Annotated in this window: 13 protein-coding genes and 1 pseudogene; 9 read left to right on the top strand and 5 right to left on the bottom strand. The window is 63.6% G+C overall.

From position 1 onward, the window contains the following. The 3 genes and pseudogenes from BRAS3843_RS13130 to fahA form a co-directional block, all read left to right on the top strand. A pseudogene (locus BRAS3843_RS13130) lies at nt 1–446 on the top strand (MBL fold metallo-hydrolase); the annotation flags it as partial. Beyond that, entirely contained in the window at nt 443–1,789 is a 1,347-nt protein-coding gene (hmgA, locus tag BRAS3843_RS13125) for a homogentisate 1,2-dioxygenase (RefSeq protein ID WP_008969390.1), read from the top strand. The pseudogene BRAS3843_RS13130 and the gene hmgA, both read left to right, overlap by 4 nt. A 200-nt stretch (nt 1,790–1,989) precedes the next feature. After that, complete coding sequence (gene fahA / locus BRAS3843_RS13120) at nt 1,990–3,264, top strand: fumarylacetoacetase (protein WP_008969389.1); 1,275 nt, start codon at nt 1,990–1,992, stop codon at nt 3,262–3,264. Between the two features lie 208 nt (nt 3,265–3,472). On the opposite strand, the gene BRAS3843_RS13115 is transcribed toward fahA, so the two are convergent. Further along, nucleotides 3,473–3,949, bottom strand: a complete 477-nt coding sequence (locus BRAS3843_RS13115; protein WP_008969388.1) for an Lrp/AsnC family transcriptional regulator — start codon at nt 3,947–3,949, stop codon at nt 3,473–3,475. Between the two features lie 122 nt (nt 3,950–4,071). Between BRAS3843_RS13115 and hppD the strand changes: the two genes are divergently transcribed. Beyond that, nucleotides 4,072–5,190, top strand: a complete 1,119-nt coding sequence (hppD, locus tag BRAS3843_RS13110; RefSeq protein ID WP_008969387.1) for a 4-hydroxyphenylpyruvate dioxygenase — start codon at nt 4,072–4,074, stop codon at nt 5,188–5,190. Nucleotides 5,191–5,204: 14 nt separating this feature from the next. Here the strand turns inward: hppD and BRAS3843_RS13105 are convergent, their stop codons facing one another. The 4 genes from BRAS3843_RS13105 to BRAS3843_RS13090 all read right to left on the bottom strand — a co-directional run bounded on the left by BRAS3843_RS13105 (nt 5,205) and on the right by BRAS3843_RS13090 (nt 10,275). Further along, the gene (locus BRAS3843_RS13105; protein WP_008969386.1) at nt 5,205–6,515 is read right to left on the bottom strand and encodes a hemolysin family protein; all 1,311 of its coding nucleotides are present in this window, start codon (nt 6,513–6,515) and stop codon (nt 5,205–5,207) included. A 136-nt stretch (nt 6,516–6,651) separates the two neighbouring features. Further along, complete coding sequence (locus tag BRAS3843_RS13100) at nt 6,652–8,616, bottom strand: carbohydrate porin (RefSeq protein WP_008969385.1); 1,965 nt, start codon at nt 8,614–8,616, stop codon at nt 6,652–6,654. A 427-nt stretch (nt 8,617–9,043) separates the two neighbouring features. Then, complete coding sequence (locus tag BRAS3843_RS13095) at nt 9,044–9,316, bottom strand: hypothetical protein (RefSeq protein WP_008969384.1); 273 nt, start codon at nt 9,314–9,316, stop codon at nt 9,044–9,046. Nucleotides 9,317–9,459: 143 nt separating this feature from the next. Then, nucleotides 9,460–10,275: a creatininase family protein gene (locus tag BRAS3843_RS13090; RefSeq protein ID WP_008969383.1), complete on the bottom strand. Its 816-nt coding sequence runs from the start codon at nt 10,273–10,275 to the stop codon at nt 9,460–9,462. Nucleotides 10,276–10,357: 82 nt separating this feature from the next. On the opposite strand from BRAS3843_RS13090, the gene BRAS3843_RS13085 reads away from it, so the two are divergent. The 5 genes from BRAS3843_RS13085 (at nt 10,358) to BRAS3843_RS13065 (ending at nt 14,713) form a co-directional block, all read left to right on the top strand. Further along, the gene (locus tag BRAS3843_RS13085) at nt 10,358–11,377 is read left to right on the top strand and encodes an ABC transporter substrate-binding protein (protein WP_008969382.1); all 1,020 of its coding nucleotides are present in this window, start codon (nt 10,358–10,360) and stop codon (nt 11,375–11,377) included. A gap of 24 nt (nt 11,378–11,401) precedes the next feature. After that, entirely contained in the window at nt 11,402–12,214 is an 813-nt protein-coding gene (locus tag BRAS3843_RS13080) for an ABC transporter ATP-binding protein (protein ID WP_008969381.1), read from the top strand. 65 nt (nt 12,215–12,279) lie between these two features. Continuing rightward, nucleotides 12,280–13,038, top strand: a complete 759-nt coding sequence (locus BRAS3843_RS13075; RefSeq protein ID WP_244425279.1) for an ABC transporter permease — start codon at nt 12,280–12,282, stop codon at nt 13,036–13,038. Next, on the top strand, nt 13,038–14,021 hold the full coding sequence (locus tag BRAS3843_RS13070; RefSeq protein WP_008969379.1) for a 2-hydroxyacid dehydrogenase: 984 nt from the start codon (nt 13,038–13,040) through the stop codon (nt 14,019–14,021). Before BRAS3843_RS13075 ends, BRAS3843_RS13070 begins: the two co-directional genes overlap by 1 nt. Then, nucleotides 14,021–14,713: an AprI/Inh family metalloprotease inhibitor gene (locus BRAS3843_RS13065; RefSeq protein ID WP_050886429.1), complete on the top strand. Its 693-nt coding sequence runs from the start codon at nt 14,021–14,023 to the stop codon at nt 14,711–14,713. The genes BRAS3843_RS13070 and BRAS3843_RS13065 overlap by 1 nt, the downstream gene beginning before the upstream one ends. Nucleotides 14,714–14,747 lie beyond the last annotated feature (34 nt).

Genomic DNA, 14,747 nt, shown 5'->3' with positions numbered 1-14,747 from the left:
TGCCGGATGCCGAGGTGATGTTCTCGGGCGACCTGATCGAGTACCACTCGGCCTGCTATTGCGGCGACGCGTATCTTCGCGAATGGCCGTCGACCTTGAATGAGATCCTGTCGTTCAATCCGAAGGCGATCGCGCCGGGCCGTGGCGATGCGCTCAAGGGCACTGCAACGGTTCGCGAGGCGATCGCGATGACGCGCGACTTCGTCGGCTCGCTCTATGGCGCCGCGGAGATGTCGGCCGCCAAGGGACGCAGCCTGAAGGAGTCGATGGCCGCGACGCGCGAGGTAATGGATCCGAAATTTTCGAGCTTCGCGATCTACGAACACTGCCTGCCGTTCAACGTGTCGCGCGCCTATGACGAGGCCAGCGGCATCGACGAGCCCGTGATCTGGACGGCGGAGCGCGATCGCGAGATGTGGGCCCGCCTGCAAGGAGAAGCATCATGAACATCAACACCGCGCCTGACAGACTTAACCGGGCTTCGTCGCAGGTCACGCCGGGCTACATGTCCGGATTTCGTAATTCGTTTGAGACCGAGGCGCTGCCCGGCGCGCTGCCGATCGGCCGAAACTCGCCGCAACGCTGCGCCTATGGCCTCTATGCCGAGCAGCTGTCCGGCTCGCCCTTCACGGCGCCGCGCGGCTCCAATGAGCGCTCCTGGCTCTATCGCATCCGTCCGTCGGTGAAGCACTCCGGCCGCTTCGCCCGAGTCGATGCCGGGCTGTGGCGCACCGCACCCTGCCATGAGCAGGAGATCACGGTGCAGCAGCTGCGCTGGGATCCGACGCCGCTTCCCTCCGGCGAGGTGACCTTCCTGCAGGGCGTGCAGACCATGACCACCGCCGGCGACGCAGCCACGCAAGCCGGCATGGCCGCACATATCTATCTCATCACCAAATCGATGGTTGATCAGCATTTCTACAATGCTGACGGCGAGATGATGTTTGTCCTGCAGCAGGGCAATCTCCTGTTCGTCACCGAGTTCGGCCGCATCGACGCCGAGCCGGGCGAGATCGTGGTGATCCCGCGCGGCGTCAAGTTCAGGATCGAGCTTCCTGCGGGTCCCGCACGCGGGTATCTCTGTGAGAACTATGGCGGCGCCTTCACTCTGCCGGAGCGCGGACCGATCGGGGCCAATTGCCTTGCCAACGCGCGCGACTTCCTGACACCCGTGGCGTCCTATGAGGACAGGGACGCCCCGACCGAGCTCTACGTCAAATGGGGCGGGGCGCTGTTCAAGACCGACCTGCCTTATTCGCCGATCGACGTGGTGGCCTGGCACGGCAACTATGCACCGTACAAATATGATCTGCGCACCTTCTCGCCGGTCGGCGCGATCGGCTTCGATCATCCCGATCCGTCGATCTTTACCGTGCTGACATCGCCATCGGAGACGGCCGGTACGGCCAATATCGATTTCGTGATCTTCCCAGAGCGCTGGATGGTGGCGGACAACACCTTCCGTCCGCCCTGGTATCACATGAACATCATGTCGGAGTTCATGGGCCTCATCTACGGCGTCTATGACGCCAAGCCGCAGGGCTTCGTGCCTGGCGGCATGAGCCTGCACAATTGCATGCTGCCGCATGGGCCGGATCGCGAGGCGTTCGACCATGCCAGCAATGGTGAACTCAAGCCGGTCAAGCTGACGGGCACCATGGCCTTCATGTTCGAGACGCGCTTCCCGCAACGGATCACCAAACACGCCGCGGAGTCCGGCACGATGCAGCAGGATTACGCCGACTGCTGGAACGGCCTAGAGAAGCGGTTCGATCCGACAAAGCCCTAGCAAAGACACTCGCCGTCATTCCGGGGCGCCGCGTCCGCGGCGAGCCCGGAATCCATAACCACGATCGATATTGTGCATGGAAAGCTGAGCAATACCCAGCCCCGCGTCGCACCTCCGCCTGTGGCTATGGATTCCGGGCTCGCGCTCCGCGCGCCTCGGAATGACGGTGGAGAGAGTGCCGATTTCTTAGGATCAGAACTGTGCCCCACCCCAACGATCCCTCGCTCCGCTCCTTCATCCCGGTCGATCCGGCTTCCGACTTTCCGATCCAGAACCTGCCTTATGGTGTGTTCTCCGCAGCCGACTCGCCGCAACTCCGTGTCGGTGTCGCGATCGGCGATGTCGTCGTCGACCTCGCTGTGCTCGAAAACGAGGGCTTGCTCGATCTCGCACCGGCCTACGAGGTGTTCGCGCAAGCCTCGCTCAACGCCTTCATGGCGCTCGGACCACACATCTGGTCGAAGACCCGCGTCCGCATCAGTGAGCTGTTGCGCCATGACAATCCGGAGCTCCGCGACAACAAGGCGCTGCGCAGCCGCGCGCTGCTGCCGCGGGCCAATGTGACGCTGCACCTCCCCTTTCACCTCGCAGGTTACACTGACTTCTACTCGTCGAAAGAGCACGCCACCAATGTCGGCGTCATGTTCCGCGGCAAGGACAATGCGCTGCAGCCGAACTGGCTGCACATGCCGATCGGCTATAACGGCCGCGCCTCGACCGTTGTGGTGTCGGGCACCAAGGTGCGGCGGCCGCGCGGTCAATTGAAGCCGCCGAATGTGGACACGCCGAGCTTCGGCCCGTGTCAGCGGCTCGACTTCGAGCTGGAGATGGGCGTCGTCATCGGCCAACCCTCGGCCATGGGCGAGATGCTGACCGAGGCGCAGGCCGAGACCATGATCTTCGGTTTCGTGCTGCTCAACGACTGGAGCGCGCGCGATATCCAGCAATGGGAGTATGTGCCGCTCGGGCCATTCCAGGCCAAGGCCTTTGCGACGTCGATCAGCCCCTGGGTCGTCACCCGTGAGGCGCTGCAGCCGTTTCGCGTGCGGGGCCCGGAGCAGCAGCCGGTGCCGCTGGCTTATCTGCAGCAGAAGGGCATCCAGAACTACGACATCGAGCTCGATGTGTCGTTGCGCGCGCATGGCGCGTATGCCCCGCAGACGATCTCCCAAACCAACTTCAAATACATGTACTGGTCGAGTGTGCAGCAGCTGATGCACCATGCCTCATCCGGATGCGCGATGAGCGTTGGTGATCTCCTGGGGTCCGGCACGATCTCCGGTCCCGAGACGCATCAGCGTGGGAGCCTGCTGGAGCTCAGCTGGAATGGCACCGAGCCGCTGGACCTCGGCAGCGGCGTCAAGCGCTCGTTCCTGGAGGATGGCGATTCGCTCGCCATCCGCGGCTGGTGCCAGGGCAACGGCTATCGCATCGGCTTCGGCGAGGTCGAGGGGACGATACTGCCGGCGGAGTAAACGCCTTCAGAATAAACGCGTCATTCCGGGGCACTCGCGAAGCGAGTGAGCTCGGAATCTATAACCACAGGCGGATGTCGTGAGCCGGATGGCGGTGGTGCGATTGCGAACTACACGGAGAGGTCTGTGGTTATGGATTCCGGGCTCAGCCCTCTGCGAGGGCTGCCCCGGAATGACGAAGGGGGTGGCTTGTCGCGGATGCGCGCGCTCAACGCGGGATCGACCGCAGCGGTAGCTTCGCGCTTTCCTTCAGCCGGTCGAGCACGATCGATGAGCGCACATGCGCCACGCTCTGATGCGGCATCAGCACGTTGTTGACGATGTCCGACAGGCTCTTGAGGTCGCGCAGCACAGCCTTGAGGAGGTAATCCGCGTCCCCTGTGAGCGCATAGGCTTCCTGGATCTCCTCGACACGGGTGACCAGCGCGCGGAATTTCTTGGCATTGTCGGGTGAATGCGTCGCCAGCGTGATCTGGATGAAGGCGATCAGCTCGAAGCCGAGCGCAGCGCCGGCGAGCTCGGCACGGTAGCCCGCGATCACGCCGTCCTCCTCCAGCCGCATCCGCCTTCGCGAGCATTGCGAGGCGGAAAGGCCGGCGATGTCGGCCAGCTCCTGGTTGGTGAGGCGGCCGTCGTCCTGCAGGGCGGCCAGGATCTTGAGGTCGAAGGCGTCGACTGAGATCATGCATGAAATCCATATTTGATGCACGGATCGTGCACATCCGGCTGGAAATGGCAATCATTTGCATGCCCCGTGCAGACCGCATGAGCGAGGATCGACGGAGACATGATCTGGGAGAATCGCCGATGGGTCCGTTTCCGCATGATGCGCCGCCCGCCACCGTCTCAGCCGACAATCCGATGGGCACGGATGGATTCGAGTTCGTCGAGTATGCGCATCCGGAGCCGGAAAAGCTGCACGCGCTGTTCGCGCTGATGGGTTTTTCCGCGGTCGCGCTGCATAAGACCAAGGCGATCACGCTCTATCGCCAGGGTGATATCAACTACCTCGTCAACGAGGAGCCGGGGAGCCACGGCCGCAGCTTCGTTGCCGAACACGGTCCCTGCGCGCCGTCGATGGCGTTTCGGGTGGTCGATGCTGAGGCAGCCTATGCGCGCGCGATCTCGCTCGGCGCCGAGCCTGCCGATCTGCCGTCTCGTCAGAAGACGCTCGATGCACCCGCCATCAAGGGCATCGGTGGCAGCCTCTTGTATTTCGTCGATCGCTACGGCGCCAAGGGCTCGGCTTACGATCTCGAATTCGACTGGCTCGGCGCGCGCAACCCGCAGCCAGCGGGATCAGGCCTCTATTATATCGATCACCTCACTCACAACGTGCATCGCGGCCGCATGGATGTGTGGGCGGGCTTCTATGAGAAGCTGTTCAACTTCCGCCAGATCCGTTTCTTCGACATCGAGGGCCGTGCGTCCGGACTGTTTTCGCGCGCCCTGACCAGTCCCGACGGCAAGATCCGGATTCCGATCAACGAGGACGCCGGCGATTCCGGGCAGATCGAGGAATATCTAAAGCTCTACCGCGGCGAGGGCATCCAGCACATCGCCTGTGGTGCGCGTGATATCTATGCCACGGTCGAAGATCTGCGCGCGGCCGGTTTGCCGTTCATGCCGTCACCGCCCGATACTTATTTCGAGAAGATCGACGCGCGCCTGCCGAAGCATGGCGAGGATCTCGCGCGCCTGCAGAAGAATGGCATCCTGATCGACGGCGAAGGCGTGGTGGACGGCGGCCACACCAAGGTGCTCCTGCAGATCTTCTCGGCAAACGCGATCGGGCCGATCTTCTTCGAGTTCATCCAGCGCAAAGGCGACGACGGCTTCGGCGAGGGCAATTTCAAGGCGCTGTTCGAATCGATCGAGGAGGATCAGATCCGGCGCGGCGTGCTGAAGGTCGAGCCGGCGGAGTAGGCGCGGCGCGCGCCTCAGCCCGCCGGTCCGGCGTCCTCGTCCTGCGCCAGCCGCATCGCCAGGATCTTGTCGATGCGGCGGCCGTCGAGGTCGACGATCTCGAAGCGCCAGCCGTTGAGATCGAAGCTCTGTCCAACTTCTGGAACGCTGCCGAAATGCTGCAGCACGAGGCCGGCCACCGTGTGATAGAAGCGATGCGGCGGGATCTCGATCGACAGCAGGTCGGCGAATTCGTCGAGCGGCATCCAGCCCGAGATCAGGTAGGAGTCGTCGGCGCGGCGGACATAAGCGGGTTCCGGTGGTCCCGCTTCAGAGGTGAACGCGCCGACGATCGATTCGAGAATGTCGGCCGCGCTCACGACACCTTCGAACGCGCCGTATTCGTCATGCACCAGCCCCATATGCACCGGCGAGCCTTTCAGGATCGCGATCACGTCACGGGCGTCGACGCTGGAAGGAATGATCGGCACCTCGCGCACTAGGCTGCGGAGATCCAGTGTTTCGTCGCGCAGATAGGCGGCGAGCAGATCCTTGGCCTGCAGCACGCCGATCGGGCGATCGCGTTCGCCGTCGGAGACCGGCAGCCGCGAATGCGGGCTTTTCGCCAGTAGTTCGCGGATCGCCTTGGGATCGTCGTTGAGATCGATGACATCGACTTCGGGGCGCGGCGTCATGATCGCGCCCACGGGGCGGTCGCCGAGCCGCATCACGCCGGCGATCATCTCCTTCTCGCCGGGCTCGAGTACACCAGCAGTTTCCGCCTCCCGCACCAGGTGATGGATCTCTTCTTCCGAGACTTTGCCTTCGGCGTCGCCGCCCCGGCCGAGCAGGCGGAGGATCAGTTTGCCGGAGACATCGAGCAGCACGACCAGTGGCAGCGAGACCTTCGCGAGCAGTTGCATCGAAGGCGCGACCTTGACGGCAACGGCTTCGGGATCGCGCAGCGCGAGCTGCTTCGGCACCAGTTCGCCGACGATCAACGTCGCATAGGTGATTGCGGTCACGACGAGGCCGACCCCGGCGAAGTCGGCAATCGAAGGCGAGAGGCCAAGATCCAGCAGCCATTGCGCCAGGCGCTGGCCGAGCGTGGCGCCTGAAAAAGCGCCCGAGAGCACGCCGACCAGCGTGATGCCGATCTGGACAGTGGACAGGAACTTGCCGGGGTCGGAGGCCAGCGCGAGCGCGCTGCGCGCACCTCCGACGCCTTTTTCCGCCAGCAGGGCCAGCCGCGCCGGTCGCGATGAGACGATCGCCAGCTCCGACATCGACAGCAGGCCGTTTACAACGATCAGGACGAAGACGATTGCAAGTTCAACCGAGAGCATATGAGCCTGTGTTGCGCCGGAGGGCAGGAATGGATACGAGCTCCCTTATATAAGATCGCGGACGCCGCTTCGCTCCCAAATGCCCGGGAACGAAGACTCCGCGGGCTGGCTCATCCGCGGCCAAGTCGCGATCGGATCAGAATTCCGCGTGCAGGCGGGCGGAGAAGATCGACACCGGCCCGCGATCGGCGTTGTAGGCGGGGTTGGCGATGAACTGGTAGTCGGCCGTGGCGGTGAAGTTCTTGGTGACTTGGTAGGCGTAATAGGCCTCGAAAATCTGCTCAGGCCGATAATTGAGCCGGCCATCACCGATCAGCAGTCCGGTGCCGCCGGCGGCGAGGAAGTCGCGATGCGCCGATGACAGCCCGTTGACCGCGCCGCCGATGCCGACCGTATCGTTCGCGCGGCCCCAGAAGCTGCCCTTGATCGAGACGCCGCCGGAGGCGCTGCGATCGATATCGGTGAATGACAGGATCTCGTTCTGGCCGTCGTTCCAACTCAGCCGCGCGAACACGCCGACATCCGGAACGACCTGCTGCTCGAGATTGGCGTAGAAGCCGTATTTCGGATTGACGTGACGGATGCTCGCCATGACGTTGTTGATGTCGAGCGTCGGGTCGGCCGCCTCGATCGCCAGGGCCTGGCGATAGTTGCCGGTGATGCCCTGATTGCCGAACGCACCGATGCGCAGCTTGCCGGGCTGACTGAAGATGTTGTGGCGCTCCTCGAACTCCACGACGGCGCCACCGCCCTTGAGGCTGAGCTTGTCGCTGTTCGGCTGTGTCGGGACCTGCAGCACGGCCCCGCGGATCGCCCAGTCCTTGCGGTTGAGCTCGACCACGGCGCCGCGGGTATAGCCCGGCAGATCGGCCGGGAAGTCATAGGCGGCGGATTCCCACAGCGCCCAGTTCATGAAATCGGCGCGTGGATCGTGAGCATAGGCGTTGTTGTCGAAGAAATCACCGACGGCAAAGCGGCCGACGATCACGGTCACGCGGTCGATGTCGCGTTTGCCGGGCAGCTGATTGGGACCGTCGGCGACCTCCTCCTGCTCGCCGCCGAGGCCGAAAGTCTGCTTGAAGTAATAGCGCTGCGCGCGGATGCGCGGATAGGCCGCTCCGGCCTTCTGCGCCTCGCCATTGGGGAAGCCGGCAATGCCGAGCGTTCCGTTGAGGCCGAAACCCTGCGCGAGCTCCGGGTTCAAATAGAACTCGCCGCCGTCCCAGAGCCGCGCGCCGACGAACGCGGTCGTGGTCCAGGTCGCCTGCACCTGGCTGCGGCCGGGCAGGCTGTTCGCGCCGCTATAGGGCGATGAGAAGCTGGGATAACCCTGCGGCAGGAAGGTCGTCTGTGCGTGGACGCTCCAGTTGTCGGACTCTGGCAGCTTGGGGGTCGTGGAAGCCTTCGGCGACCAGAGGCTGTCACCGAATTGATAGTTCAGGCCGAGCTTGACGAGGTGCAGCTGCGGGTCGACCGTGACCGGCGCCAGGCCAAAGCCCGAGAGATCATAGCTGCGGCGCGCCAGGTCGACATAGTCATATTCGAGCTTGGCGGTCCAATTGCCGCTCACCGCGAATTCGAGGCCGACACCTGCCGTCCAGCCGGCTTGATAGTGGGAGACGACCGCGCCACTGCCGTCATTGATTTCGACATGCGGGTGGCCCCAGGCGAAGCCGCCGGTCACATAAGGCATCCAGCGGTCGAAAGCGTAGCCGAGGCGGCCGCGCAGCGTGCCGACGTAGTCGATGGTCGTGTTGAACGGGGTAGGCGCGAACCGCGCAACCGCGGTCTGGTCGACCGGGCTCGGGAATGTCGCGTCCGCTTCGACACCAAGGACAATCCGATTGGCCAGCTCATGATTGTAGCCGACCTGATAGCCGCCGATCAGGCCGGTCGTGCTGTGCGGAAGCAGCGCGCCCTGCAAGGGAATCGGATTGGTGGCCGCCCCCAGGGTGCCGCCGCCATAGCCGAAATGACCGCCAACATAGAAGCCGGTCCAGTCATAGGCGGTCTTGAGCGCCGCTGCTCTGGCCTTCAGCGGCAGATCGGCGGCAAGCGCCGAATCCGCCAGCATGATTGTGCCGAGCGCGGCACAAGCCATGGTGAAGTCCCTTGTGGGCCGACGGATCATTGAGCGGACTGGTCCAAGCGATGCATCAGGGCGGGCATGAAAATAGCGATTTCAGTCACAGCTGATTTGCCCGTACCCTGTCACCAGGAAAACGAGCCCCGCTCGTTTCTCCGCCGGATATGCACATCCGATCCCAGCACCACGCCACGCGCGCTTGAAATTGTTATTGCGAATAATTCGCAAGTTCAACGCGCAGAACGCCGCAGGTGCGTGGTTGGCACGGTTCTGTGACGTCCGTGCAACATGGCGCTCATGCCATAGCCGCATAAACTTAACCCGCCCGGTTGGGATGGGACCGGGCGGGTTGGTACGATACGCGCTTGCGCGGATGAGGGGCAGCGCGCATCGAACGCCTGAATCGGTTTGCCAGCGCGTGCGTCAGCGGAGCGGATGCGGCTCAGTAGGCGCAGGCGCGGACCCGGCCGATGTAGCGGCCGAACGCATCATACTGCGGCACCCAGCGGCAGTGGCGGTAGCCGGTGTAGTAGTAGCCGTCTTCGGCGGCGATCGCGCTGCCGACGACAGCCGCGCCAATCAGGCCGGCCCCGACGCCCCAGCCCCAGTGATGATGGAAGCCATGGGCTTCGGCGGGCGTGGCGGTCGCGGCGACGCTTCCGGTCACGGCAAGCGCGGCAAGGGCAATGGCGGCAAGTTTGGTCTTGATAGACATGAAGGCTCCTCTCTTGGATTGCGGCGGCCTGTCGTGGTCGCTTGCCAAGTTGGACGGGGCCTTTTCAAAAGCGGTTCGAATCGATGTTTCGGCGTGCTGCTCGCTACTAAAATAGCGTTAACGCGCAGAGCGTTATGATCGATTCAGCGACGCGCGCCAGGGCCATTGCCGAGCGTCTTCACGTCGAATTTATCGACGTCCTCGAGCAGCTCGCAGAACGCATGTGCGCCGTGGGCGATCAGCCGCTCACCCTTCTCAGCGCTTGCTTGCGTCGCGTCGCCTACGGCACCGCTCGCATTGAGATCCTGTGTCTGCCACGCCAGCGGCGCCGGCCGTTGCGTCGACAGCCAGCGATAGCGGGATCCCATCTCGGCGCCTGCGGATGCAAAATCGGCTGCCGCGTCCATGCGCACGAGATCCGGGTGGCGCGCCAGCATGATCGAGGTTTCGACCGCACCGCCATGAATGCCGTGGCGCAATTCGTCCTCGGCGAACAGGCCGTCCGGCGTGCCGAAGCGCGACCACGACGTGGTGACAACAAGCATGCCGAAGGTGGCACGGAGATCCTGCGCCACCAGGGTCATCGCGGCGCTATTGCCACCATGGCTGGTGACGATCACGAGCTTCCTGACGCCGGCCCGCGCCACGCTTTCGCCGATGGCGAACCAGCTTTTCAGCGCGACCTCAGTCGGCAAGGTCAACGTACCCGGGAAATCGACATGCTCGGTCGAAATCCCGATCGGCTGCACCGGTAGAAACGTCACCGGCAGATGGTCGGGCTGGAGCGCGCGGACCGCAGCGAGATAGGCCTCCGCAATCAGCACATCGGTGCCGAGAGGCAGATGCGGCCCATGCTGCTCGGTGGCCGCCAGCGGCAGCACGGCGATCCAGCCGCCTGCATCGGACGTTCTGAGCTCGGGCCAGCAAATGGAGGTCCAGTCGCAGGGCGGGATGGTCATCGCAAGCGTGGTTTCTTTCGGCCGGAGGTCGGGCTAGTAATCTCTCCAACCATCATGGGCCAGAATGAGCGGGAGTCCAATCATGACGCAGGCGCTTCTGTTGCGAATGTTAACGGCGGCTTGGCTTGCCGTGACCGTCGCGTTTGCGCCTGCGAGCGCCCAGACGCTCGACAAGGTGTCGTTCGGCACCAATTGGGTGGCCGAAGCCGAGCATGGCGGCTTCTTCCAGGCGCTCGCCGACGGCACCTACAAGCAATATGGGCTCGACGTCACCATCGTGCCGGGTGGGCCTAACGATAACAATCGCATGCTTTTGATCGCGGGCAAGCTCGATTTCTTCATGGCCGCGAACACGCTGATGTCGTTCGATGCGGTCGCCAACAACGTGCCCGTGGTGTCGGTCGCGGCGATGTTCCAGAAGGATCCGCAGGTGTTCCTGACCCACCCGGAGCAGAAGGTCGCCAAGCTCGAAGACCTGAAGCCGCTGACCCTGTTCGTCTCCAAGGAGGGGATCTCGAGCTATTATCAATGGCTCAAGAGCGAATACGGCTTCTCCGAAAAGAATGTCCGTCCCTACACGTTCAACTCCCAGCCCTTCATCGCCACGCCGCAGAGCGCGATGCAGGGCTATGTGACGTCCGAGCCGTTCGCGGTCGAGCGCGCCGCCGGCTTCAAGCCCGGCGTGATCCTGCTCGCCGACTACGGATTCAACACCTATTCGACCCTGATCGAGACCCGGCGCGACCTGATCGAGAAGAAGCCTGATCTGGTGCAGCGCTTCGTCGATGCCTCGATTGTCGGCTGGTATCATTATATCTACGGCGACAATTCCGCCGGGAATGCGATGATCAAGAAGCTCAACCCCGAGATGACCGACGATCTCCTGGCCTATTCGGTGGCCAAGATGAAGGAATATGGGATCGTCGATTCCGGAGATTCCTTGCGCGATGGAATCGGCGCGATGAGCGACGAGCGCGTCACCAGCTTCTTTGACAAGATGGTGCGGGCCGGCGTGGTCAAGCCCAGTATCGATTATCGCAAGTCCTATACGCTGCGCTTTGTGAACAAGGGCGTCGGACTTGATCTGCGGCCGAAGAACTGACCGGCGCAAGAAGCCGAACCAGACATGGTCGATTCCGTTTTCTCCGATCTGCCCAGTGCTGCGCCCGATGCGGCCGTGACGCTCGATGGCGTCACCAAGATCTATGACAGCGGCGTGATGGCGGTGGGACCGCTCGACCTTGATGTCGCGCGGGGCGAGTTCATTTCGCTGCTTGGGCCCTCAGGCTGCGGCAAGTCGACAGTGCTGCGATTGATCGCTGGGCTCGCGGCGCCGACCAGCGGCAGTATTGCGGTGGCGCAGAGCGCAGGCGTGTCGCGCCCGGATCACCGCATCGGCTTCGTGTTCCAGGAGCCGACCCTGATGCCCTGGACCAGCGTGCGTGAGAATGTCGGATTGCCGCTGAAGCTGGCGCACAGGCCTGCGGCCGAGGCGCAAACCAAGATCGATGCGGCGCTGGCGCAGGTCGGCCTGTCCGATTTTGCCGAGCGGTTTCCGCGTGAACTGTCCGGCGGCATGAAGATGCGGGTATCGCTGGCGCGCGCGTTGGTGACGAGCCCGGACATCCTCCTGATGGACGAGCCGTTCGCGGCGCTCGATGAGATCACCCGCTTCCGCCTCAACAACGATCTGTTGGAGCTGTGGCGCAGCTTGCGCATGACCGTCATCTTCGTCACTCATTCGGTGTTCGAGTCCGTCTATCTCTCCCAGCGCGTGCTGGTGATGACGGCGCGGCCGGGCCGCTTGAGCGCGGAGATCCGCGTCGAGACCGAAGAGCCGCGCGGCGAAGCGTTCAGGACCTCGATCGCCTATGCGGATTATTGCCGCCGCGTGTCGGATGCGCTGGCGCCCGCCTATGCGGGAGCGTCGGCCCTGTGAGCGCGTCGGGTCAGCAGAAAATCTCCGTCCCTGCGCGACCGGGAACGCGGCCGGCGCTCAGCCTTGTGCTGCCGGTGCTGGTGCTGGCAGCCGGCCTTGGCGTCTGGGAACTGGTGGTGCAGCTCAACGCCATCCCGCCTTACGTGCTGCCGGGCCCGGTGCTGGTGCTGCAGACGCTGTTTTCTGATTGGGACGTGCTGTCGCAATCGCTGCTCACCACGCTGATCACGACCGCGGAAGGCTTTGTCGCCGCGGCGCTCGGCGGCATCGCGCTGGCGCTGGTGTTCAACCAGTCGAAATGGCTGGAATACGCCTTGTTCCCCTATGCCATCGTGCTGCAGGTCACACCCGTCATTGCGATCGCGCCCTTGCTTTTGATCTATCTGCCGCAGCAGACGGCAGTGGTCGTCTGCGCCTGGATCGTCGGCTTCTTTCCGGTGTTGTCGAACACGGCGCTGGGCCTGAACTCGGTCGATCGCAATCTGCTCGGCCTGTTCCAGCTCTATCGTGCCTCGAAGCTGCAGACCTTGCGTTACCTGAAGCTGCCCGCGGCGCTGCCCTATATCCTCGGTGGTCTGCGCATTGCCGGCGGGCTGTCGCTGATCGGTGCCGTAGTCGCGGAGATCGCGGCGGGCAGCGCTGGCGCCGGCTCGGGACTGGCTTATCGCATTGCGGAATCCGGCTACCGTCTCAACATACCCCGCATGTTCGCCGCGCTGTTGCTGTTGTCGGTGGCCGGGATTGTCATCTACGCCGTGCTGGCGTTATTTTCGTACCTCGTGTTGCGGCGCTGGCATGAAAGCGCGCTTGGAAAGGACACCTGATGGCGGCTGTTTCGTCTGACAAGATCGATTTGCTGATCTACGGGCCGCTGCGGCCGATCCTCGAAAAGGGCTTCCCGGACAATTTCAATCTGCACTTCGCCGAGACGCGCGGCGATCTCGAACGGCTGCCGGCCAGCGTCATGGAATCGATCCGCGGCATCGCCATGACCTTCCATACGGTCGCGGCCGATGCTGCGGTCATGGCGCGCTTTCCGAAGCTCGAGATCATCGCCAGCTTCGGCGTCGGCTACGACAACATCGCCGCGGCGCATGCCGGCCAGAACGGGATTATCGTCACCAACACCCCCGACGTGTTGAGCGAGGAGGTCGCCGACGTCGCGCTTGGCCTGCTCATCGCCACCTTGCGCGAATTCATCAAGGCCGATCGCTACGTCCGGTCCGGCCAGTGGCAGACGCAGCCCTATCCGCTGTCCGTCGGCTCGCTGCGCGATCGCACCGTAGGCATGATCGGCATGGGCCGCATCGGTCAGGCGATCGCGCGCCGGCTCGACGCGTCCAAGGTGCCGGTGGTCTATCACTCGCGCAGGCCGGCGACCGGCGTCGCCTATCAGCACTATCCGGATCTGATCGAAATGGCGAAGGCCGTGGACACGCTGGTGGTCATCGTGCCCGGCGGCGCCGGCACCAACAAGATGATCAATGCCGAGGTGCTGCAGGCGCTGGGTCCGCGTGGCGTCGTCGTCAACGTCGCACGAGGCTCTGTGATCGACGAGCAGGCGCTGATCGCGGCCTTGAAGTCCGGCGGCATCCTGGCTGCAGGCCTCGATGTGTTCGAGAAGGAGCCGAACGTTCCGGACGAACTGAAGAGCATGCAAAATGTCGTGCTGCTGCCACACATCGGCTCGGCCGCCATCGTAACCCGCAACGCGATGGATCAGCTCGTGGTCGACAATCTGACGGCCTGGTTTGCCGGCAAGCCGCCGCTGACGCCCGTTGCGGAAACGCCCGTGAAAGGTCGCTGATGATTCGTCATCTCCTGTTGTCGGTCGCGCTGCTGGTCGGCTGCGCGGCGGCCGCGCCCGTGGCGGCGCAGGATGCCGCCAGCCTGAAGAAGGCGATGGTGGGACAATGGGAGCTTGCGACCACCGATCGCAGCAAGACCTGCGTCGTGACAATGAAGCCTGATTCCTCTCCGCGCGGGTTGAAGCTCGAACTCGAGCCGAATTGCGCCGCGGCGCTGCCCTTCACCAAGGATATCGTGGGCTGGAACGTAAAGGGGCTCGACATCGTGCGGCTGCAGGATGCGACCGGTGAAGCCGTGATCGACTTCACCGAGGTCGAGACCGGTATTTTCGAAGGCCTGCGGCAGGGCGAGGGTGTCTACATCCTGCAGAATCTCGCTGCGGCCCGTTCGCTGGCAAAGTCGATGGATCAGATGATCGGTGACTGGGCGATGGTCCGCGGCAACGGCGACACGATCTGCGGCCTCACCCTCACCAACAACGACGCCGGCAACGATAATTTCCAGGTGTTTCTCAAGCCGAAATGCGATGCCAGCGTCACGGCTTTTGCGCCGACGCAATGGCGACTCGAGCATGGCCAGATGATCCTGATGTCGGATCGCGGCGAGGCCTGGCGCTTCGAGGCCGACGACAATGCGCAGTGGCGCCTGGTTCCCGACAGTGCCAATCCGCTGATGATGCTGCGGCAATGATGATCGAGCCGCGGCTTGCGGCGGGTGCCTTGAA

The organism is Bradyrhizobium sp. STM 3843, assembly GCF_000239815.1.
Classification (GTDB): Bacteria; Pseudomonadota; Alphaproteobacteria; order Rhizobiales; family Xanthobacteraceae; genus Bradyrhizobium.
The sequence above is the reverse complement of the archived record's forward strand: the minus strand, read 5'-3'. Positions and strand labels throughout refer to the sequence as shown.